General features: G+C 52.9%; 20 protein-coding genes. 8 read left to right on the plus strand and 12 right to left on the minus strand.

The window, feature by feature from the left end; genetic code table 11:
• Nucleotides 1-31: 31 nt before the first annotated feature.
• Nucleotides 32-1,036 (plus strand): class 1 fructose-bisphosphatase, encoded by a 1,005-nt coding sequence (fbp, locus tag ABSH60_RS07355; protein ID WP_056782457.1) that lies wholly within the window; start codon nucleotides 32-34, stop codon nucleotides 1,034-1,036.
• 130 nt (nucleotides 1,037-1,166) lie between these two features.
• Here the strand turns inward: fbp and ABSH60_RS07360 are convergent, their stop codons facing one another.
• Complete coding sequence (locus ABSH60_RS07360) at nucleotides 1,167-2,744, minus strand: methyl-accepting chemotaxis protein (protein ID WP_390973366.1); 1,578 nt, start codon at nucleotides 2,742-2,744, stop codon at nucleotides 1,167-1,169.
• 316 nt (nucleotides 2,745-3,060) lie between these two features.
• Between ABSH60_RS07360 and ppa the strand changes: the two genes are divergently transcribed.
• Nucleotides 3,061-3,591, plus strand: coding sequence for an inorganic diphosphatase (gene ppa, locus ABSH60_RS07365; RefSeq protein ID WP_056782459.1), 531 nt, complete (start codon nucleotides 3,061-3,063; stop codon nucleotides 3,589-3,591).
• Between the two features lie 107 nt (nucleotides 3,592-3,698).
• On the opposite strand, the gene ABSH60_RS07370 is transcribed toward ppa, so the two are convergent.
• From ABSH60_RS07370 to ABSH60_RS07380, 3 genes are read right to left on the minus strand one after another with little or no spacing between them, the layout of a single operon-like run.
• The gene (locus ABSH60_RS07370; RefSeq protein ID WP_122096280.1) at nucleotides 3,699-4,049 is read right to left on the minus strand and encodes a gamma-glutamylcyclotransferase; all 351 of its coding nucleotides are present in this window, start codon (nucleotides 4,047-4,049) and stop codon (nucleotides 3,699-3,701) included.
• Between the two features lie 31 nt (nucleotides 4,050-4,080).
• A complete protein-coding gene (locus ABSH60_RS07375; protein WP_390973368.1) occupies nucleotides 4,081-7,896 on the minus strand; it encodes a translocation/assembly module TamB domain-containing protein in 3,816 nt (1,271 codons plus the stop codon).
• Entirely contained in the window at nucleotides 7,893-9,572 is a 1,680-nt protein-coding gene (locus ABSH60_RS07380; protein WP_221298267.1) for an autotransporter assembly complex family protein, read from the minus strand. Before ABSH60_RS07380 ends, ABSH60_RS07375 begins: the two co-directional genes overlap by 4 nt.
• 315 nt (nucleotides 9,573-9,887) lie before the next feature.
• On the opposite strand from ABSH60_RS07380, the gene msrA reads away from it, so the two are divergent.
• Both msrA and ABSH60_RS07390 read left to right on the plus strand, forming a co-directional pair.
• A complete protein-coding gene (msrA, locus tag ABSH60_RS07385; RefSeq protein ID WP_056782523.1) occupies nucleotides 9,888-10,523 on the plus strand; it encodes a peptide-methionine (S)-S-oxide reductase MsrA in 636 nt (211 codons plus the stop codon).
• Nucleotides 10,524-10,763: 240 nt separating this feature from the next.
• Nucleotides 10,764-12,122, plus strand: coding sequence for a hemolysin family protein (locus ABSH60_RS07390; protein ID WP_056782463.1), 1,359 nt, complete (start codon nucleotides 10,764-10,766; stop codon nucleotides 12,120-12,122).
• A gap of 111 nt (nucleotides 12,123-12,233) precedes the next feature.
• Here ABSH60_RS07390 and ABSH60_RS07395 read toward each other — a convergent pair whose 3' ends face one another.
• A complete protein-coding gene (locus ABSH60_RS07395) occupies nucleotides 12,234-12,440 on the minus strand; it encodes a DUF1107 domain-containing protein (RefSeq protein ID WP_056782464.1) in 207 nt (68 codons plus the stop codon).
• Between the two features lie 311 nt (nucleotides 12,441-12,751).
• On the opposite strand from ABSH60_RS07395, the gene ABSH60_RS07400 reads away from it, so the two are divergent.
• Nucleotides 12,752-13,309: a YtfJ family protein gene (locus ABSH60_RS07400; RefSeq protein WP_390973370.1), complete on the plus strand. Its 558-nt coding sequence runs from the start codon at nucleotides 12,752-12,754 to the stop codon at nucleotides 13,307-13,309.
• A 53-nt stretch (nucleotides 13,310-13,362) separates the two neighbouring features.
• On the opposite strand, the gene cysQ is transcribed toward ABSH60_RS07400, so the two are convergent.
• Entirely contained in the window at nucleotides 13,363-14,109 is a 747-nt protein-coding gene (gene cysQ / locus ABSH60_RS07405) for a 3'(2'),5'-bisphosphate nucleotidase CysQ (RefSeq protein WP_056782466.1), read from the minus strand.
• Between the two features lie 198 nt (nucleotides 14,110-14,307).
• Here cysQ and ABSH60_RS07410 point away from each other — a divergent pair, with 198 nt between their 5' ends.
• Together ABSH60_RS07410 and ytfE are read left to right on the plus strand one after the other, a co-directional pair.
• Complete coding sequence (locus tag ABSH60_RS07410) at nucleotides 14,308-16,257, plus strand: bifunctional 2',3'-cyclic-nucleotide 2'-phosphodiesterase/3'-nucleotidase (RefSeq protein ID WP_122096284.1); 1,950 nt, start codon at nucleotides 14,308-14,310, stop codon at nucleotides 16,255-16,257.
• A gap of 121 nt (nucleotides 16,258-16,378) precedes the next feature.
• Nucleotides 16,379-17,044 carry an iron-sulfur cluster repair protein YtfE gene (gene ytfE / locus ABSH60_RS07415; protein WP_056782468.1) on the plus strand — a complete coding sequence of 222 codons (666 nt, stop codon included), beginning with the start codon at nucleotides 16,379-16,381 and terminating at the stop codon, nucleotides 17,042-17,044.
• A 64-nt stretch (nucleotides 17,045-17,108) separates the two neighbouring features.
• Here ytfE and fklB read toward each other — a convergent pair whose 3' ends face one another.
• Nucleotides 17,109-17,729 carry an FKBP-type peptidyl-prolyl cis-trans isomerase gene (fklB, locus tag ABSH60_RS07420; protein ID WP_056782469.1) on the minus strand — a complete coding sequence of 207 codons (621 nt, stop codon included), beginning with the start codon at nucleotides 17,727-17,729 and terminating at the stop codon, nucleotides 17,109-17,111.
• 255 nt (nucleotides 17,730-17,984) lie between these two features.
• On the opposite strand from fklB, the gene ABSH60_RS07425 reads away from it, so the two are divergent.
• Entirely contained in the window at nucleotides 17,985-18,695 is a 711-nt protein-coding gene (locus ABSH60_RS07425) for a LysM-like peptidoglycan-binding domain-containing protein (protein ID WP_056782470.1), read from the plus strand.
• A gap of 130 nt (nucleotides 18,696-18,825) precedes the next feature.
• Here ABSH60_RS07425 and rplI read toward each other — a convergent pair whose 3' ends face one another.
• The 5 genes from rplI to yjfP all read right to left on the minus strand — a co-directional run bounded on the left by rplI (nucleotide 18,826) and on the right by yjfP (nucleotide 21,166).
• Nucleotides 18,826-19,278, minus strand: coding sequence for a 50S ribosomal protein L9 (rplI, locus tag ABSH60_RS07430; protein WP_390973374.1), 453 nt, complete (start codon nucleotides 19,276-19,278; stop codon nucleotides 18,826-18,828).
• 39 nt (nucleotides 19,279-19,317) lie between these two features.
• Entirely contained in the window at nucleotides 19,318-19,545 is a 228-nt protein-coding gene (rpsR, locus tag ABSH60_RS07435) for a 30S ribosomal protein S18 (RefSeq protein WP_004392491.1), read from the minus strand.
• Nucleotides 19,546-19,549: 4 nt separating this feature from the next.
• Nucleotides 19,550-19,867, minus strand: a complete 318-nt coding sequence (gene priB, locus ABSH60_RS07440; RefSeq protein WP_072158217.1) for a primosomal replication protein N — start codon at nucleotides 19,865-19,867, stop codon at nucleotides 19,550-19,552.
• Nucleotides 19,868-19,872: 5 nt separating this feature from the next.
• Nucleotides 19,873-20,265, minus strand: a complete 393-nt coding sequence (gene rpsF / locus ABSH60_RS07445; protein WP_013573776.1) for a 30S ribosomal protein S6 — start codon at nucleotides 20,263-20,265, stop codon at nucleotides 19,873-19,875.
• 151 nt (nucleotides 20,266-20,416) lie between these two features.
• Entirely contained in the window at nucleotides 20,417-21,166 is a 750-nt protein-coding gene (gene yjfP / locus ABSH60_RS07450; RefSeq protein ID WP_390973377.1) for an esterase, read from the minus strand.
• Between the last annotated feature and the right edge of the window lie 248 nt (nucleotides 21,167-21,414).

Raw genomic sequence — 21,414 nt, forward strand, 5'->3', positions numbered from 1 at the left:
CGTTATCCATCCTAGATTCAGGGAACGTGTTATGAAAACGTTAGGCGAATTTATTGTTGAAAAACAGCAAGACTTTCCTCATGCAACCGGTGAACTCACCGCCTTGCTCTCAGCAATAAAACTCGGCGCTAAAATCATTCACCGTGACATCAACAAAGCGGGTCTGGTTGATATTCTCGGTACCAGCGGCGCAGAAAATGTTCAGGGCGAAGTACAGATGAAGCTCGATCTGTATGCGAATGAGAAGTTAAAAGCAGCCATGAAAGCGCGCGGCGAAATTGCCGGTATCGCGTCGGAAGAAGAAGACGAAATTGTTATTTTCGAGGGCGAACGCGCTGAGAATGCAAAATACGTCATTTTGATGGATCCGCTCGATGGCTCTTCAAACATCGACGTTAACGTTTCGGTCGGCACCATCTTCTCCATCTACCGTCGTACCACGCCACTGGGCCAGTCGGTGACCGAAGCTGACTTCCTGCAACCGGGCAACCGTCAGGTCGCTGCGGGCTACGTGGTTTACGGTTCGTCCACCATGCTGGTATACACCACCGGCGTTGGCGTTCATGCCTTCACTTACGATCCTTCACTCGGTGTATTCTGCCTCTCCCATGAAAAAGTACGCTACCCGGCAACCGGCAGCATGTATTCGATCAATGAAGGCAACTACATCAAATTCCCGCTCGGCGTAAAAAAATACATCAAATATTGTCAGGAGCAGGACGAAGCTACGCTGCGCCCTTACACCTCACGTTACATCGGTTCTCTGGTGGCAGATTTCCACCGTAACCTGCTCAAAGGTGGCATTTACATTTACCCAAGTACGGCGACCCATCCCAACGGAAAATTGCGTTTGCTGTACGAATGCAACCCGATGGCGTTCCTGGCTGAACAGGCCGGTGGCAAAGCCAGCGACGGTAAAAACCGCATTCTGGATATCATTCCGCAGAAACTGCATGAACGCGCGCCGTTCTTCGTCGGTAACTGCTCAATGGTGGAAGATGCAGAACGCTTTATCGCTCAATTCCCTGATGAATAAGCCCTGCACGGCACGACAATAAAACATCAAAGAATGAACGTGATACCTCTGTAACTTAGCCTTACCGCTGTTCTGAACGTAAAAAGGTGGCTTTTTAAGCCACCTTTTTTATTTCCTGCAAAATGCGGTTTTACGATCGGTACTGCTCAGACTGATTCAGTTTGAACACGGCCATGCTCGCCGCCAGCAGCTGAGCCTGCTCTTCCAGAGAACGCGTCGCCGCCGTCGCCTGTTCAACTAACGCGGCGTTTTGCTGTGCCACCTGATCCATCTGGGTGATCGCGACATTCACCTGCTCGATGCCGTGCGTTTGCTCGCTGGTGGCAATCGAGATTTCCCGCATCAGGCTGGTCACGCGCGTCACTTCGCTGGAAATTTCCAGCATCGTCGCCGCGGCAGATTTCACCATGCTGGATCCTTCCGCCACCCGGCTTTCTGAATCACCAATCAGCTCTTTGATTTCTTTGGCAGATTGCGCACTGCGCTGTGCCAGGCTGCGCACTTCCCCCGCCACGACGGCAAATCCGCGCCCCTGCTCACCGGCACGTGCGGCTTCAACGGCGGCATTCAGCGCCAGAATATTGGTCTGGAAAGCGATGCCGTCGATGACAGTAATGATATCGCCGATACGTTTGGAGCTGTCGGTGATGCCCTGCATTTTCTCCATCACCTGATTAACAACCTGACTGCCTTTGTCCGCGATCGATGAAACGCTGTGCGCCAGCTGGTTCGCCTGTTCAGAGTTTGCGGCGTTCATCCGCACGGTCGAGGTCAGTTGCTCCATGCTGGCGGCAGTTTCTTCCAGAGAGGCCGCAGACTCTTCTGTGCGCTGCGCCAGATGCACATTACCGGCCGCCAGTTCGCGCGAGCCCACGTCAATCTGGTTACCCGCATCGCGGACGCGGCCAACCGATAACACCAGAGAATCCTGCATTTGCTTCATGGCTTTCAGCAGGCGCCCCATTTCGTTGTTGTGAGAGTCGTCGATATCGTGTGTCAGATCGCCTTGCGCAATGAATTCCAGCTGCGCGATGGAAAACGTCAGCGGACGCATAATGAGTTTCTGCAATGCAAACCACGCCAGGACAGCAATCGTCAGCGCCACCACAAAAGCCGCGACGATGACGGTCAGCTGGATACGCGCCTCTGCCCGCGCCTGCTCAATGCGTTGACGGGTGTTATCCACCGCATACGCGCGGAAATCCGCGAGCGCTTTGTCATAAGCATTGCTGTAGGGCGTGATTTTATTCTCCAGCACATCGTAATAACTGTCGGCGCTTTGCGACTGCAACGCCTGAAGAATGGGGACCAGACCATTAGTTTTGTACGCTTCGTAGGTTTTTTGCACCGCTGCGGACAAATCCCTGCCGTGCTGAGTGTCATCCACTATGCTGACGAATTTTCCCAGATCCTCATCTGCCTGTTTGATGTAACCGGCAATGCGGTCGGACGTTGCTTTCGCGTCATCCATCATGCCGATTTCCAGCTGACGGACAGCCACACCGCTGGCAACACGGGTGCGCAGGGAGTAACTGTAGCTGTCAGCCAGCGAGCCCAACTCCTCGCCCTGCAGCTGATTAATCTTTTGCAGCGAGGTCGCACTTTGCCTGATGGCATTGGCGCCCAGTACGCTCACCAACAGTAAAATCAGGGTCATAAACACTAACAGGCCGATCAGACCGGCCTTTACGCTCAGCTTATTCAACATACGGTGTTATCCAGTCATTCAGGTGAAAAGGAGAAGTGCATATCGCGGTAGGGGTCAGGTTTATCCCGACTTTTATTTGAATAGAGTTATCGGCAATTGACTGAATTTCTTGATAAGAAAAGCAAAAACAGGCAGTTACGCGGTGAAATGACCTGGCGGTAAATTTTACTGCCGAACCTGAAGTTTTTGCAGGTTCGCAACAGCAGGTCATGCGGAAAAATTGGAAAGCGACATTCGGTGAAAAGGGCGGGAAATCACGGGAGACTTGGCTATAATGTGCGGCACTCTATTCCTGGTTCAATGAAGGAAACCAACCATGAGCTTACTGAATGTACCTGCTGGCAAAGATATGCCAGAAGATATCTACGTTGTTATCGAAATCCCGGCAAATGCTGATCCGATCAAATACGAAGTAGATAAAGACACCGGCGCACTGTTCGTAGACCGTTTCATGTCTACAGCGATGTTCTACCCGTGCAACTACGGCTACATCAACCACACTCTGTCTCTGGATGGCGACCCGGTTGACGTTCTGGTGCCAACGCCTTACCCACTGCAACCGGGTTCTGTGATCCGTTGCCGTCCGGTTGGCATGCTGAAAATGACCGACGAAGCGGGTGAAGATGCGAAGCTGGTTGCGGTTCCGCACACTAAACTGAGCAAAGAATACGATCACATCCAGGATGTGAACGACCTGCCAGAACTGCTGCGCGGCCAGATCACCCACTTCTTCGAGCAATACAAAGCGCTGGAAAAAGGCAAATGGGTAAAAGTTGACGGTTGGGCTGACGCTGCTGCTGCAAAAGCTGAAATCGTGGCTTCTTTCGAACGCGCTAAAAACAAATAAGTTTTTCGCTGTTCGGACGAAAAAAAACACCGCCAGATGGCGGTGTTTTTTTATGTATTACGCGTTGAAACACAACGTTTATTTTTAGACGACCTTGCTCAGATTACTCACTCTGCTGCATCGTTACGCTTTACCCAGTCGCCACCCTCTATTCTCGGCACACCATCCAGTGAGCGAATGTAGAGATAAATCCAGGCACTGCCGTACGGCGTCGAAATCAGCTCGCGACGATAATCTTTTGTATTACTTTTCAGTTCATCCAGCTCGGCTAAGATAGACGAGTTTATGCGGTAAACTTCGCAGTAGACCTTTCCTTCCCCTGGAATCACAGCCGGGTAATGCCCCAGATTATAGAGCGCATACCCTTCCAGCTCATGGTCACCCAGCCATTGAGCGTTAGTCATCCAATGACTGTTGCCTTGCTTGCGTCGCAGACTACCGTAAACAATTATTCGCATGTTTATATTCGTATAGTAAAAGTCACATGAATTAAAACTCAAACTGATAGAGCAAATCCAAGGCCTGATCGATGCCCGATACCGCCTGCAGATAGAGCTTCGGCATCAACCTGTAGCGTAAAGTGAGTGTTGCCAGTGAGTCGAAGATCCCGACACCATATTTCACCTGTAAACCCGGTAAAACATAACCACTGACCACCACCTGGGAACTGTCTCCCACGCCCTGAGTATCCAGTGCCAGATTGCTGACACCAAACGCCTCGCCGATTTTACCCACAAGTTTACCACTTTGCGCAACCCCCAACCCGATAAGAGCTGAGGTCATTGCGCCGCTGTCACCGCCAGAATTGTCTAATCCCTGCCCGCGAAGCAGGTAGGACAAGGCTTCCTGCTGTGACATCGCCGGATCTGAGAATATCTCAAGTTTCGGTGCATCGGCCTCGCCGGTCACCCGTAAACCGGCCACAACGTCGTTTTCTGTCGCTTCCGGATTACGAATCGCTTCCAGATTCAGCAGTGGCTGATCCGCCGGACCGGAGAACAGTAACTGGCCTTTACGCACAATTAAGTCCTGCCCGTACGCATGGAACCGGCCAGAAGGAATATTAATCTGCCCATTCAGCCCCAGACCGCGACTGTCCTGCGCCACTTTCAACGCCCCTTCAAGCCGGGCTTTCAGGCCGAACGCATCCAGACGCACATCTTTGCCGATATTCACCATCAGATTGCTGTTGATCGGAATTGACGCTGACACCGGTTCAATCGGCTGACGCTGATCGTTGAGCATCACCTCATCTGATGAAACCCCGACCGCGCTTTCCGGCAACTCCTGCACCGTGATGCGTGCCCAGGGAATATCCACCGAACCGTTCAGTGAGAACAGCTGCGGCGTGGCATCAAACACCAGATCCGGCGAGACGTCGAGACGCACCATCGGCGGTACCGACACCCGAACGCGATCGCCGCGTGCGGCAATGCGGGCGCGCCAGGCGTTCAGCTCGCTCCAGTCGGCGTTGCCGTTAAGCTCCAGCTGGCCGTGCGCCGTTTTGATCACCCCTTCCATCAGCGATGACATGCCGTTGAAATTGATATTGATGTTCGCGTCGGTGATATCAAACGGCATGAACTGACCGTCGAAATCGACGCCGCTCAACGCCAGTTTGCCAAACACCTGCGGTTTCTGTGCGTCGCCTCCCAGTCGCAGATTCGCGTTCAGGATGCCGGACGCCTTCTCACCGTCCATCAGGGCTGGCTGCAACAGCGCCATCGAGATGCGGGTAATATTGACGTTGCCGGTCAGATTACGTTTCCCCTGCGGATCGGCAATCTGAATACTGCCGTCCAGCTGGCCGTTATTGGCAATCTTGATCAGCCAGTCCAGCGTCGCCCGGCCATTATTAAGACCGGCATTCAGGTTCAGCGTGTCAAACGCCACCGGCAGCGGACTTCCCTGCACCAGTTGCTGTACTTTCACGCCCTTGCCCACCAGCGAGACGCTGGCCTGAGGCAATCCGCCCTCTGCTTTCCAGCTCACATCGGCCTTACCGGTGAAAACGCCGCTAAGCTGCGTGTCATCGGTCAGGAAGGGTTTAACCATCGCCAGATCAAAGCGGTTAAGCACCACGCTGGCCTGCCCGCTGGCACCGGCATCAATGGTTTTCGGCACGCAAAGACTGGCGTTCGGGTTCTGCCAGCAATGCGGCCCCACGGTGATTCGTTGCTCTTTGTTGAAATACTCCAGTGCGATCGTCCTGTTGAGACGCCATTCGCCGACCGGCGTATCGAACAACGTGTTATCGACGGTGCCCTTCCATTCCTCGGTCGCGCGGTCGAAACTGCCTTTCAGCGCCAGACGCCCGGAAACGGGTTTACCCTCGACTTTCAGCGTCAGCTGATGCTGTTTTTCGTTACCTTTCGCGTCCAGACTGATATCGGAGATATCCAGCGCGTCCTGTTTCAGTTGCTGCACGCGCACCGCCAGATTGCCCTGAATCTGATCGGTGGAGCTGACATCGCCTTTGACGTCAACGCGGCGGACGGTCAGTGCCTGCCATTTCAGCCCCGTTGCAGTCAGGTCCGCCAGCAGCTTCGGCGCTTTCAGATCGCCGCGCAGTTGCAGCATCCCTTTCGCCACGCCGCCCAGCCCCGGCAAGGCGCCGTCCAGATGTGGCGCATCCACTTTGGCATCCAGATCCCAGGTATCGCTGAGCTTACCTTTCACATCCAGATTGTTGCGCCCCAGTTCGAGGTGAAGCTGTGGAATATCCCACTGACCGTAACTGTTTCCGCGCACATTGCCCTGCGCTTTGACGGCGTTTTGTTTCACGTTGCCGCTCAGATCCAGTACCGGTACCTGCACCTGCCATGTGCCGCCATACAGGCTGCCGCGCGTGGTGATTTTACCCTGCAACTTCGCCGGCCAGTCCGGATACTGTTTGGCAGTATTAATGCCGGTCAGCGTCAGTTGGCTGTTCCAGCTGATGGCTTTACTCCAGTCCACCACGCCGGTCAGATCGGTATTGCCTTGCAGCGCTGCCAGACGCAGCAGCGTCAGGTTGAACTGCTCCACGTTACCTTTGCCGTCAAGGGTCAGCGTGGCGGGCGGGATCTGATCGCCTTTGAAATCAGAACGCAGCGACAGTGCGTAATCGGTCGCTTTTCCGCTGACGTTAAATGTAAAGCCTTTCACCTGATACTGCGGCGTACCGGTCAGCGGCCACTGCAAAGCGTCACTGGTCAGCTTCATATTAAGGGGTAAGCCGGCTTCCGCCAGCTGGGTTTGCAACGCCAGCTGCGCACGCACAGGCCCGGAGAGATTGAGGCCAACGTCGAGTTTGTCACGCAAACCGCCTGCGACCTTCAGTTTGACCTTCTCGCCTTTAAGCGGATCGACATTCATGGCGGTGTTGATGGTCATGTCCACCGGCCAGTTTTGATTCAGCGTCGCCTGCCCGGTCCCGTCCAGCGTGCCCTGCGGCGAGCGGATCTGTAATTTGTCTAACCTGACAACCTGATCCTGCGTACTGGCCTTTAATTCGAAACGGGTGATCAGCACATCGGTATCACCGGTCAGACGCAGGTTTTCCCCGACAATCTGCTGAATATCGAGATCAACCGGCAGCCGGTAATCGGGTAACTCAGGCAGCAGGGGTTTCGCAAACAGTTCCTGAAGCGTCTCACCCAGCGGTTTTTCCGGCACGACGACCGCAGGTTCCGCCGGTTTACCGGTGGCTTTTTCCACCGCTTTGTCCTGCGCGGCCTGCACCACCTCCGGCAATGGATTGACCGGTGTTTTCGGCAACGCGATCAGTAATCCGCCAATGTTTGTTGGCATCAGCTGAATCGCACGACCTTCCCAGTGCGCACCGGTCCGAAATGACGCCAGAGAAATGGCACGGTCATCGAGGGTTACGTTGATATTTTCCAGGGTCAGGACGCGCAGCGTGATCGGATACGGCGTACTGAGATTGGTCAGCGGCTCGCTGTTTTCTGGTTCAGGCTGCGGCTGAGCAGGCGTCATTTCTTTGGTGTTCACCACCACGTTGACGTCTTTTACCCGCAGCGCATTCACACATAACGCGCTGTTTTTCAGGCAGGAGAAATCGAGGGAGAGATGAAACTCCCCGGCTTTCACATCCACACCCGGCATTTCGTAATGCACGCCTTTCAGCGTCAGGTCGCGCCATCCGCCTTCGGTACTGGCGATGTTCAGCCCCGGCACTAACCGGTTGGCGCCGTTGATCATCAGATGAAGACCGGTTTGCGTACCGATCAGGAAGGCCACCAGGCCAATCAGCAGCACCAGGAAGATCAGCGTTCCCAGGCAGATTTTCTTAAATAAACTCATAATTCCGGACCCAGGCCGATGTAAAACTGCAATCCATGCTCATCTTTATCGCCAACCGGCGCGGCGACATCTAATTTCACCGGACCGATCGGTGAAGCCCAGCGCACACCCACACCCGCGCCGGTTTTGAAATCGTTTTTCGTGATGTCATTTACCGCTTCGCCGGAATCGACAAAGACCGCTCCCCACCATTTTCCGGTGACGTTGTACTGATATTCCAGCGAGCCGGTGCCCAGATAGGACGCACCGGTCAGTTTGCCTTCATCATCGCGCGGAGAGATTGATTTGTATTTGTAGCCGCGAATACTGCGATCGCCACCGGCAAAGAAGCGCAGCGAGGGCGGTACGCGTTCGAAATCGTTGGTTTCGATCCAGCCCAGATTGCCGCGCATCACGAAGCGGTGTTTCTCTTCCAGCGTACGGATCCAGACGTTTTGCGCCTGAACCACGGCGAAATCGACGTCGGAGCCCCAGGTAGTGTCCGACACATCCAGCGAATAACGTTGAGAGTCGCCCCAGGTCGGCATCAGGCCGCCGCGCTGACGCGTACGGTTGAGGCTGACGCCCGGATAAATCAGCATCGTGGTGTTGGTGACACTGCCCTGCGTAAAGTGGTCAAGGCTCCAGCGCAGATTCACCGCGTGTTGCCAGCCGCTGGAAAGATCCCAGTAGCGCGCCAGATTCACCGTGGTGGAGTCCGAATTGGTGTCATTGAGGTCTTCACGTTTGAAGCCGCCCTGAACCAGATAATATTGTTCGAGAGGTGACTTCAGCAGCGGAATTTTATAGCTGAGATCTAAAGACTGTTCCGGGCCGGACAGCGTGGTCGAGGTTTCAAAGCTCTGGCCGCGATCGTTCACCCACGGTTTTTTCCAGTTGGCCGTCACACGCGGCCCGATATCCGTCGAATAGCCGACACCCGTCTCAATGGTGTTTTCGGTGCGCGGCGAGACTAAGGCGTTCAGCGGTAATGTTTTACTGGCTTTAGCATCGGTGAAATCCGGGGAAACCACGACGGAATTAAACCAGCCCGTGGCAGACAGGCGGCGGTTCAGCTCGGCCAGCTGGGCGGACGTGTAATAATCCCCTTTGTGGAAAGGCACCAGATTTTGCAGGTAATCATCACGGATTTGCGAGCCCTGATAATGCACATCGCCAAAGCGGTAACGCTGGCCGCTGTCGAACTGGATATCCCAGAACGCTTTATGCTCATCTTCGATGACGCCCAGCTGGCTTTTCAGCATGTTGGCATCAAAGTACCCTTTGCGCAGTGCCACACCGGTAAGGGAACTTTTAAAATGCTCGTAGGTTCCGTGGTTCAGAATGGTGCCCACGGCGGGAACCTGAGTTTTCTTCAGTTGTTCGAATTCATTATCTTTATCCGCCTGTCCGGTGATCACCACGGTGGTGCCCGCGATTTTAACCGGTGTGCCCGGCGTCACTTTGGCAATCAGCACCGGACGTCCCGGCGGGGGCGTCTCACGGTAGTCGAAATCAATCGTCGGGGAATAATAGCCCAGTGGCCGCAGCCCCTGTTCAATCGCGGCACTGACGCGCGCACGGAACCGCCCGTTTGCGCCGACTTCATCACTTTCTATTGACGATAAACGCACGCGGACGTTTTTTTCCAGATCGCCATCCAGGCCTTCCAGCTGCAAACGCACTTTCGCTGCCATGGAAAGTGAGGGGGCGAGCAGTACACATAACAAACCCAGTTCACGATATCGTGGCACACGCACTCCTGCTAATTTTGCTGTCCTGTTAAAATATCAGATGCCCGCCGGAGAAAATCCGCCCATCTTTGGCAGATTCCTCTTTCTAATGTCTGATGAAGGCAGTTTAGTGCCAATCTTCTGAAAATGTTCAACGACGGCGCAACGTTCCTCGTATTGTGTGCAAAGACGCAATCAGATACAACTAAGAGTGACCCGTTGGTCACTAATGTCTGTTACTAATTTTGTTCACTAATGCAACAAATGGAGTCTCCTGTGGTGCAACTTTCCGACAAAACGCATGTGGTTAATCAAGAAGATGCGTTGACTGGCAGAACAACCCCGATGCCTGTGGCAACCACTCACGCCGTGAATGGTCATTCGATGACATATGTTCCTGACAATATGGAAGTCGCTCTTTTTGCGATGGGATGCTTCTGGGGTGTGGAGCGTTTGTTCTGGCAACTGGAAGGGGTTCACAGCACGGCGGCCGGTTACAGTGGCGGTTTTACGCCTAACCCGACCTACCGCGAAGTCTGCACCGGCCAGACCGGCCATGCGGAAGTGGTGCGCGTGGTCTTCGATCCTTCCGTCATCAGCTACGCGAAGCTGTTGCAGATCTTCTGGGAGAATCACGATCCGGCACAGGGCATGCGTCAGGGGGGTGATATCGGCACTCAGTATCGTTCGGCGCTGTATGTGCTGAGCGCGGCGCAGCAGGATCAGGCTCTGGCCAGTCTGGCGAGCTTCCAGCAGGCGATGGACGAAGCGAACGACAAACGTACCATCACGACAGAAATCAGCGAAGCCCTGCCGTTCTATTACGCCGAAGACGATCATCAGCAATACCTGTTTAAAAACCCGGAAGGTTACTGCGGTTTAGGCGGTATCGGCGTCTGTCTGCCACCGCAATAATGCGGGATTTTTAAGCGCTGGCGGCAGTCTCAGTGCTGCTGCTATACTATGCGGGTCACAAATGTGGCCTTTTGAAACTATTTCTGGCAATTATCTTTGTTTTTTCATCCTTAATGCTTCTTTCTTCTGAACCGACTTTTAATCTGTTAGTAAAACGATGTTGAGTTAAGCAATAAATAAGCAACAAAAATAATACGTGCCTTTCCCTGCTGGTTCATACCGGTGTTAAACGGATAGATTATGTTAAACAGTATCTTACTGATTCTCTTACTCATCGCGATCAGTGCCTTTTTCTCGCTTTCTGAGATATCGCTGGCCGCGTCCCGAAAGATAAAACTCAAACAGTTGGCAGACGAAGGAAACGTCAATGCCTCCCGCGTCATGAAACTGCAGGAAACCCCTGGCCTGTTCTTCACCGTGGTACAAATCGGCCTGAATGCCGTTGCCATCCTCGGTGGTATTGTCGGCGATGCCGCTTTCTCCCCTGCGTTCCAGTCCTTTTTCATTCGCTTTATGTCGCCGGAAATGGCGGATCAAATCAGCTTTATCTGTTCCTTCGTCCTGGTCACCAGTCTGTTTATTCTGTTCGCTGACCTCACTCCGAAGCGCATCGGTATGATTTCACCTGAGTCGGTTGCGGTCCGTATAGTCAACCCGATGCGTTTCTGCCTGCTGGTGTGCCGCCCGATGGTGTGGTTCTTCAACGGCATGGCGAACATGATTTTCCGCCTGTTTAAACTGCCAATGGTGCGTAACGACGACATCACCTCTGACGATATTTATGCGGTGGTGGAAGCCGGCGCACTGGCCGGTGTGTTACGTAAACAGGAGCACGAGCTGATTGAAAACGTGTTCGAGCTGGAATCGCGTACCGTTCCCTCTTCCATGACCTCGCGTGAAAGCGTCATCTTCTTCGATCTGCGCGAAAGCGAAGAAAGCATCAAAGAAAAAATCTCGACGCATCCGCACTCCAAATTCCTGGTCTGCGACGGCCATATCGATCAGGTGGTGGGTTACGTCGATTCCAAAGACTTACTGAACCGTGTGCTGGGTAATCAGAGTTTAATGCTGAGCAGCGGCGTGCAGATCCGCAACGCGCTGATCGTGCCTGACACACTGACGCTGTCGGAAGCGCTGGAAAGCTTTAAAGCCGCCGGTGAAGACTTCGCGGTGATCCTCAATGAATACGCCCTGGTGGTTGGCATCATCACGCTCAATGACGTGATGACTACGCTGATGGGCGATCTGGTCGGCCAGGGTATGGAAGAGCAGATTGTGGCCCGTGACGAGCACTCGTGGCTGATTGAAGGTGGTACGCCAATCGAAGACGTGATGCGCGTGCTGCACATTGAAGCATTTCCGCAGGCAGGTAATTACGAAACCATCGGTGGTTTCATGATGTTTATGCTGCGTAAAATTCCTAAGCGTACGGACTTTGTGAAATTCTCAGGCTACAAATTTGAAGTGGTCGATATCGACAGCTACAAAATTGATCAGCTGCTGGTGACACGTATTGTCGATCAGCCCGTGACTCCGTTGCTGCCGAAAACGCCGCAGGAGATCAAAGACGAGAAGAAAGCGCAGGCGCAGTCTTCATAAAACATCCCCGCGCAATATTCCGGATACCAGAAACACGAACGGCCCCTTTCAGAGGGGCCGTTTTTTTTGCGCCTGCTGCGCCAGTGGGGGCAGCGACTACGCGCAGGGCGTTTAACCCATTTCTGTCTGCAAATGCGTAACCTGACGGTTAACTTCAGACATCACGCTAAAATGGCGCTTATCACGAACCTTTGGCAATAAAATTTTGCCTTGGTCAAACTCAAAAGCGCCGACGTCTTTGATGTACAAACGTCCACGAAACAGTGTCTTAACGTACTTTGCGACTTTCATCGGATTGTAACGCTGAAAGATTCTCATTTTTCTACTTTTCTCCGTTAAATCACTGCATGCGCCGGCCACGTCGCAAGGCGACAGATACCGGAACAGAAAAGGAACATTTGCAGTGATGAGACATATAACATAGCAGGGCACTCAGGTATTGCCAGTGTATTTAACTGCTTTTACATTGCTTTTCAGTATTGTCTTAATCCCTGACACTACTTGGCAGTATAACCCTGCTCTATGTGTCAATTTTGTAACCAGCAACACAAATTTAACAAGCCAACAGGACAGACCACTTGAGCGATCCTATGATGAGCAGGTCTGCCCTTTTGTGCCCCGGAGAATCTATGCTTTTAAAAAGTCTGTGTGTGATCAGTTTTATGACATTTTCGCTTTTTGCCTCAGCCCATAACTTTACGGTTGGCCAGCGTCTGGCACCGGTCGGCGTCGACGACAAAGGCGAGCTGAATGACGTGAATGACACCTTCAGCTACAGCAAATGGAACAGCGCCAGATTGCCGGGAAAAGTACGTATCGTGCAGCATATGGCGGGCAGAAGCAGTGCAAAGGCGCTGAACGAGCCGCTTATTGAGGCCATCAGGGCGGCGAATCTGCCGCATGACCGCTACCAGACCACGACCATCGTCAACGTTGATGACGCGATAATCGGCACCAGTCTGTTCGTGCGTAAAAGTATTGAGAGCGGTAAGCGGGAATTCCCGTGGTCGCAGATCATCGTCGACAGTAACGGCGTGGTGAAAAAGGCATGGCAGCTGCAACCGGAAAGCTCCGCTGTCGCCGTGCTGGATAAAAACGGGGTGATTAAATTCGCCAAAGACGGGCAGCTGTCGCCGCAGGAAGTTCAGCAGGTGATTACGCTGGTCGATCAACTGGTCAAAGAATAACAGCATAAAAAACCCCGGCGCGCAGGCCGGGGCAGGAACAGTGCGGGCCTGCGTCAGAACAGAGAAACGCGGAAGCCCGGATTCAGGAACGATTCACGCGGCGTGTACAGCAGCGTCTGCCCTGTCCAGTCATTCACTTTTGCACCCGCGGCAATGGCCACCGCATGTCCGGCTCCGGTATCCCAGATGTTCGTTGGTCCGAAACGCGGATAAAGTTGCGCCGAGCCCTCGGCAACCAGACAGAACTTCAGGGAGGAACCGACAGAAACCGTCTGATGTTCACCCAGCTGGGCCAGATAGTCTTTCAGTTCCTGATCGTTGTCGTAATGTGAACGGCTCACCACAACCAGCGGCGGATGCGCTTCGCTGACGTGAATCTGACGGCGCTGACCCTGATCTTCTTTCCACGCTTTTCCTTCTGCCGCGCTGTACATCACTTTCGTGACCGGCACATAGACCACGCCGAGCACCGGCACGCCGTCTTCGATAAGCGCGATGTTCACTGTGAACTCGCCATTACGTTTGAGAAATTCTTTGGTGCCATCCAGCGGATCAACCAGCCAGTAACGCGTCCAGTTCTGACGTTCACTCCAGCTTTGCGGATCTTCTTCCGAGAGCATTGGTGTGTGCGGATCCAGCTGTTGCAAACCGGCTTTGATCACATCATGCGCGGCAATATCAGCCGCCGTCACCGGGGAATCATCTTTTTTCTGACGTGCGTCGAGCGGCTGCTCGCCGTCATAGACCGCCATGATCGCATCGCCTGCATCGCGCGCCAGCTGACAAATTTGCTCTAACATCTTTTACCTCAGTGCTTTGATTCTCATTTCTCAAGCCTAGTTTTTTTTGTCCTGAATAGCCATCCCGTCATGCTAAGGATTCATAAAGTTGTTACATCTCACATTTATTTATGACAACTGATTACATTCTCAGCAAATTTTGAGATACATATCCGGTTTTTTATTCCGGGCATCATCTTTTTCTCTGGAGGCAAGGCAATGAATACGCGTCATCTGACGTTATCCCTGCTGGCGACACTGACGGCGGCATCCGTTCAGGCGTCACAGGTGGATCTGCGCATCATGGAAACCACGGATCTGCACAGCAACATGATGGACTTCGACTACTACAAAGATAAACCGACCGAGAAGTTTGGGCTGGTACGCACTGCCAGCCTGATCCACGCGGCGCGTAACGAAGTCACCAACTCCGTGTTAGTCGACAACGGCGACATCATTCAGGGCAGCCCGCTGGGCGATTACATGGCGGCAAAAGGCCTGAAAGAAGGCGATGTGCATCCGGTGTATCTGGCCATGAACACGCTGAATTATGCGGTCGGTAACCTCGGCAATCATGAATTTAACTACGGTCTTGATTATCTGAAAAAAGCGCTGGCTGGCGCGAAATTCCCTTACGTGAATGCTAACGTCATCGACGATAAAACCGGGAAACCGCTGTTCACGCCGTTCCTGATCACCGATAACGCAGTAAAAGACCGCGACGGCAAAACCCATAATCTGCGCATTGGTTACATCGGTTTTGTGCCACCGCAGATCATGGTCTGGGATAAAGCCAATCTGCAGGGCAAAGTGACCGTGGCAGATATCACCGAAACCGCCAAAAAGTGGATCCCGGAAATGCGTAAACAGGGTGCCGACATTATTGTCGCCATCCCGCACTCCGGCCTGTCAGGCGATCCCTACAAAACGATGGCGGAAAACTCGGTCTATTACCTGAGCCAGGTAAAAGGCATCGACGCCATCATGTTCGGCCATGCGCACGCTGTTTTCCCGAGTGAGGAATTCGCCAGCATCAAAGGGGCAGATATCAAACAAGGTACGCTCAACGGCGTGCCTGCCGTGATGCCGGGCATGTGGGGAGACCATCTGGGCGTTGTCGATATGGTGCTCAGTAACGACGGCGGCAACTGGAAAGTCGAAACCGCCAAAGCCGAGGCGCGGCCGATTTACGATAAAGAACAGAAAAAATCACTGGCGGCGGAAGATCAGGATTTGGTGAAAGTGCTCGCCCCTTCTCATGACGCCACGCGTGAATTTGTCAGCAAGCCGATCGGTAAATCTACCGACAACATGTACAGCTATCTGGCGCTGGTGCAGGACGACCCGACGGTGCAGATCGTCAATAATGCGCAAAAAGCCTATACCGAACACTTCATTCAGGGCGACCCGGATTTAGCCGATCTGCCGGTACTGTCGGCAGCAGCGCCGTTTAAAGTCGGCGGACGCAAAAACGATCCGGCCAGCTTCGTCGAAGTGGAAAAAGGCGAGCTGACCTTCCGTAACGCGGCAGATTTGTATCTGTATCCGAACACGCTGGTGGTAATGAAAGTCACCGGGCAGGAAGTGAAAGACTGGCTGGAATGTTCCGCCGGGCAGTTTAATCAGATTGACCTGAACAGCACCAAACCGCAGTCGCTGATTAACTGGGACGGTTTCCGTACCTATAATTTCGACGTCATCGACGGCGTGAATTATCAGATTGATGTCAGCCAGCCTGCGAAATTCGACGGTGAATGCACGCTGGTCAACAAAGATGCCGAACGCATCAAAAATCTGACTTACAACGGCAAGCCGATTGACCTGAAGGCCACCTTCCTGGTCGCGACGAATAACTACCGGGCTTACGGCGGGAAATTTGCGGGTACCGGCGATAAGCACATTGCTTTCGCATCACCGGATGAAAACCGTTCCGTTGTCGCCGCCTACATCAGTGCTGAAACCAAAAAAGCTGGCGCGGTCACCCCGACTGCGGACAACAACTGGAAGCTGGCAACCCTCAACGCCCCGCAACCGCTGGATATCCGCTTCGAAACCTCGCCGGGTGACAAAGCCGCGGCTTTCATTAAGTCTCATGCTCAGTATCCGCTGACCGCTAAAGGCACAGACGCTATTGGCTTTGAGATTTATCAGGTCGATTTGCAAAAATAACGCCCCTTCAAACGCCCTGCGGGGCGTTTTTTCTTTCTGTACTTCCTTTGAGCTATAGCTTCGCTTTAAACATGTATTTATAATGCATGTTATAGATTCTTTCATTTAACGAGGCTTCATCATGGACTATCGCGACCAACCCCTTGGCGCTCTGGCTGTTGCCATTCCACGCGCTACCCGTCTGTTCCGTCAGTACGATCTCGATTTCTGCTGTGGCGGTAAGCAAACGCTGTTACGCGCCGTCACTAAAAAAGATCTGGATATCGATCTTATCGAGCAGCAAATTGCTGAGATTGCCCAACTGCCGGATACTTCAACCGACTGGAAAACCGCTCCGCTGGCGCAGATCATCGATTTCATTATTCCGCGCTACCACGATCGTCACCGTCAGGAATTGCCTGAACTGGTGCTGATGGCAGAGAAAGTGGAAAAGGTCCATGGCGATAAAGCGCCTTGCCCGCACGGTCTGGCGGTTCAGTTGCAACTGATCCTCGAAGAACTGACCAGCCACATGATGAAAGAAGAACAGATCCTGTTCCCGATGATCCGTGGCGGAATGGGCCGTCAGGCTGCCGGTCCGATTTCAGTGATGGAACGTGAACATGATGATGCGGGGCTCATTCTGGAAGAGATTAAACGTCTGACCAATAACGTGACGCCGCCGGAAGGCGCCTGTGTGACGTGGCGGGCGCTGTACGCCGGGATTAACGAATTCATCACCGACCTGATGGAGCATATCCATCTGGAGAATAACCTGCTGTTCCCGCGCGCGCTGCGTGGCGAATAAGCCGGATTCCGGACGTAAAAAAGGGCGCATTAGCGCCCTTTTCATTTCTGTTATCTGCAGAGAATTACAGAATTTCCAGCAGCTCAACTTCGAAGATCAGCGCGCTGTATGGCGGGATGGACGCACCTGCGCCACGCTCGCCGTAAGCCAGGTTATGAGGGATGTACAACTCCCACTTAGAACCCACCGGCATCAGGGTCAGTGCTTCGATCCAGCCTGCGATTACGCCGTTAACCGGGAATTCAGCCGGTTCGCCACGCTGTACGGAGCTGTCGAAGACAGTACCGTCGATCAGTTTACCGGTGTAGTGAACGCGTACACGATCCTGACGGCCCGGAATAGCGCCCTCGCCCTGGGTAATCACAGAGAATTGCAGACCGGACTCGGTGCTGCTCACGCCTTCGCGCTGTACGTTCTGAGCCAGGAATTCCTGCCCCTGAACAGCCAGTGCTTCCTGACGTTCACGACGAACAGCATCAGCACGTTCATGGACTTCACGCAGTGCGCGGTGAACCACGTCAACAGGAACGGCTGGCGTATTCCCTTCCAGCGCGTCGCGTAAGCCTGCCAGCAGTGCGTCAGGCTCTAAGCCCTGCAAACCTGATTCCTGCAACTGTTGACCGACCTGCAGGCCGATACCGTAACTTGCCTGCGCTTCTACGCTGTCAAATGAAGGGGTAGTCATGAATTTTCCTTAGCTCTTAAAAATGTCGAAGGCGCAGCATAGCAGCGCAAAGCTTTTGGGTAAAATCCTCTGTGAGCCAACATGACGGCGGGCGCAGTTCATCCCACTTTTCGATAAATTTTTCGCATTTGACGCCATTTAGCGCATCGTTTGGATGATATTTATGCTTTGTCCCTTTCCGCATCAAGCAGTTAAACAGCTATACTAGGCAGCAACAGACAGTCGAAAATGCGACAGTTAACAAGAGAGGTCGTCATGGGCAGAATCCCGCCCAGGAGAAGGAAAGCCATCCGTATTTATCAACCCATGTTGAGATCCTGGATTGCCATTATGAAAAGGCCGATGCGAGACACGACAGCACCGCAGAGCGAAAGCGAAAGTGAAATCACTTCTGCTGAAACTGAAACCGGAACGTCTGCTGCAACCAGAGGCAAAACGTTGCTGAGCAGGATCTGGCACATAAGCGACGGCTTCCACTGGATGTCGCCACTCCCTTACCCACATCGTCGCGGCATTATTTTGGCTGTGCTGGTCATTCTTCTGGCACTGCTGTGGCCGTATACGCCGGAAAATACTTACGCGCCGTCACAACCGCAACAGCCGACCAGCATCCCGATGCAGGCCGATTTGCGCAACGATCAGGGCCGTACCACGCAAATGGCGCAGCCGGAACCTGTGCAGCCGCAGAGTAATGACAACGGCGGCACATGGCGTAGCTATCAGGTGCAGTCTGGCCAGACGCTGGCGCAGCTGTTCCGCGATAACAATATGGCTGTGAACGATGTGTTTTCAATGGCGCGGGTAGAGGGCGCGGAGAAACCGCTGAGTACATTGAAAACAGGACAGGAAGTGAAGATACAGCGCGATGCTCAGGGTGTAGTGAAGGCATTGCAGGTCACGACGGAACAGAACGTCACCGTGACGTTTACCCGTCAGTCAGACGGCAGTTTTCAGCGCGAAAACTGAGTGAATTCAGTAAAGGGTTCGCCACTGAAATACTCCGCCCGTTCTTAATGCTTGTGGGCTCAGCATTCCCTGATGCAGAAAAGCAAAACGCCGGCACTAGGCCGGCGTCTCAGGGTTAACTTCAGCGTTATTACGCTTCAGCAACCACAACGACATTCAGTTTAGCGAATACGTCGCTGTGTACCTGGAACTCAACTTGGTGTTCACCAGTGGTACGCAGAACGCCATTCGGCAAACGAACTTCGCTTTTTGCAACTTCAACGCCAGCTGCAGTCACTGCATCAGCAATATCGCGAGTACCGATAGAGCCGAACAGTTTGCCTTCGTCGCCTGATTTAGACGCGATGGTGACTGAACCCAGTTCGTTGATTTTAGTTGCACGAGCTTCAGCAGCGTTCAGAACGTCAGCCAGTTTGGCTTCCAGTTCAGCACGACGTGCTTCGAAGAACTCAACGTTTTTCTTGGTAGCAGGAACAGCTTTGCCCTGTGGTACCAGGAAGTTACGAGCATAGCCCGCTTTAACGTTAACTTGATCACCCAGGCTGCCCAGGTTTGCTACTTTATCAAGCAGAATAACTTGCATTACCTTAACCTCTCAAAGTCGTTTATGGACAGTGGCCTATTACTGATGACGATCAGTATATGGCAACAAAGAAAGGTAGCGAGCGCGCTTGATACAACGAGCGAGCTGGCGCTGGTATTTTGCACGAGTACCGGTAATACGGCTCGGGACAATTTTACCGCTTTCGGTAACGTAGTTTTTCAGCGTAGCGATATCTTTGTAATCAATCTCTACAACGCCTTCCGCGGTGAAACGGCAGAACTTGCGACGACGGAAATAACGTGCCATTAGGCTAGTCTCCAGAATCTATCAATTCAATCTGCTCGGCATGTAACACCACTTTGTTCAGTCCATTGCGCCCTTGATGGCAACTAATGAATCCAGAAACAGTGAGTTGCGTGCCGACCGTTATACTGTGAGTTAATGCTTGTGACGCTTGTCCACTGACAACCACAGGCATTCTGCACCATGTTTGTCGGTTAAATCCGGCTTCCTGCTGCTGCGAGCGATGCTCTAGCACGAACTGGCAGTGAGGAATACCCGAAGGACTGACTTTACGAATGGGGGTCTTGCACACTGTGCCGGACAACACCAGACGATTCGCCGTCACGGCAATTACTCTTCAGAATCCCCAGCTTCAGCATCATCATTAGCTTCAGCGAAATCTTCACGACGATCACGACGTTCGTCTTTCGCTTTAACCATTGGAGATGCTTCAGTTACCGCGTGTTTAGTACGCATAACCATGCTACGGATAACGGCGTCGTTGAAGCGGAAGTTTGTTTCCAGCTCATCGATCGCTTCCTGCGGGGCTTCAACGTTCAGCAGAACGTAGTGAGCTTTGTGCAGTTTGTTGATCGGGTAAGCCAGTTGACGGCGGCCCCAGTCTTCCAGACGGTGAATCTGACCAGCAGCGTTAGTGATTACTGCACTGTAACGCTCGATCATGCCCGGAACCTGTTCGCTTTGGTCAGGGTGTACCATAAATACGATTTCGTAATGACGCATAGAATTGCTCCTTACGGATTATTCAGCCTCCTGTCAGGGTCAACCGCGGCCCATGGAAGCAAGGAACGTGTTATGTGTGCGGTCGAAAAAATGACGCGCAATTATATGTACAGCCACTGTGAAACTCAAGGAGAAAGGCAGATTAATTTCTCTACAGCTTTTGAGCGAAGAAAGCGGTGGCTTCTGACAGTGCGTGCACCGTGACTTTATGCTTCGCCTCAGACTCAGAAATGAAGGTCAGATTGGCGGTCGCTTCGCTGGCAGCCAGTTCCTGTTGCAACCGCAGGCTTTCGCCAAACGGCACCACGTCGTCCTGCTCGCCGTGCCAGACAAACAGCGGTTTATCGGCGAATAATGCCGTTTTACCGGTGACATCCAGGCTAAGTAGCGGAGCAACATCACGTTCAAAAACGTCGCGCTGTGCTGTGTCACCGGCGGTAAATGCAGGGAAAAGATGATGTGATAAACGCGAAAAGTAGCCCGACCCCATCAGATTTGCCGCAACCTTCACCCACGGGTATTTCACCAGCGCGGCCATGGTGGTCATTCCGCCCATCGATACCCCGCCGACGCCCAGGCGTTGCGGATCCGCCAGACCGCGTCCGACAAACAATTCCTTCAGCATCGCCAGCTCTTCTACGTTGTTTTGTAAAATACGCCAGAAATGGGCCACGCATTTGGCTTCGTCACTTTCTGCACGGGCACCGTGCATGAGTGCATCCGGCAGAATGACGCGAAAACCGGCCTTCGCCAGCGTATAGCCGAAATACGAGTACATCTCTTTGGAGGATAAAAAGCCGTGATAGAAAAAAATTGTCGGAAGCTGCTGCTGATACTGTCCGGCAGGCACGGCATGAATCACCTGGATCCCTTCAATATTCTCTTCATACATCTCAACCATCGTAACTTCCCCTGCGCATATGGAAAAAAATGTCGGCCTCAGTGCGAACCGACATTCTACGGGTCTGAAAACCGGCGACTACAACCTTTTTCGTATGATTTATAACCGGTTACTTCATATCGGCCATATTCTTCTCACCGGCCTTAATTCAAATTCATACATTCATAATTATTTCATTGATTCAGATCAATTTTTATTGAAATAAGTGGTTACATTTGATCATTAATCCTTTCCGTTTTTACGCCGTT

This window comes from Rahnella sp. R3(2024) (genome assembly GCF_042920125.1).
In the GTDB taxonomy this organism is placed as follows: Bacteria; Pseudomonadota; Gammaproteobacteria; order Enterobacterales; family Enterobacteriaceae; genus Rahnella; species Rahnella rivi.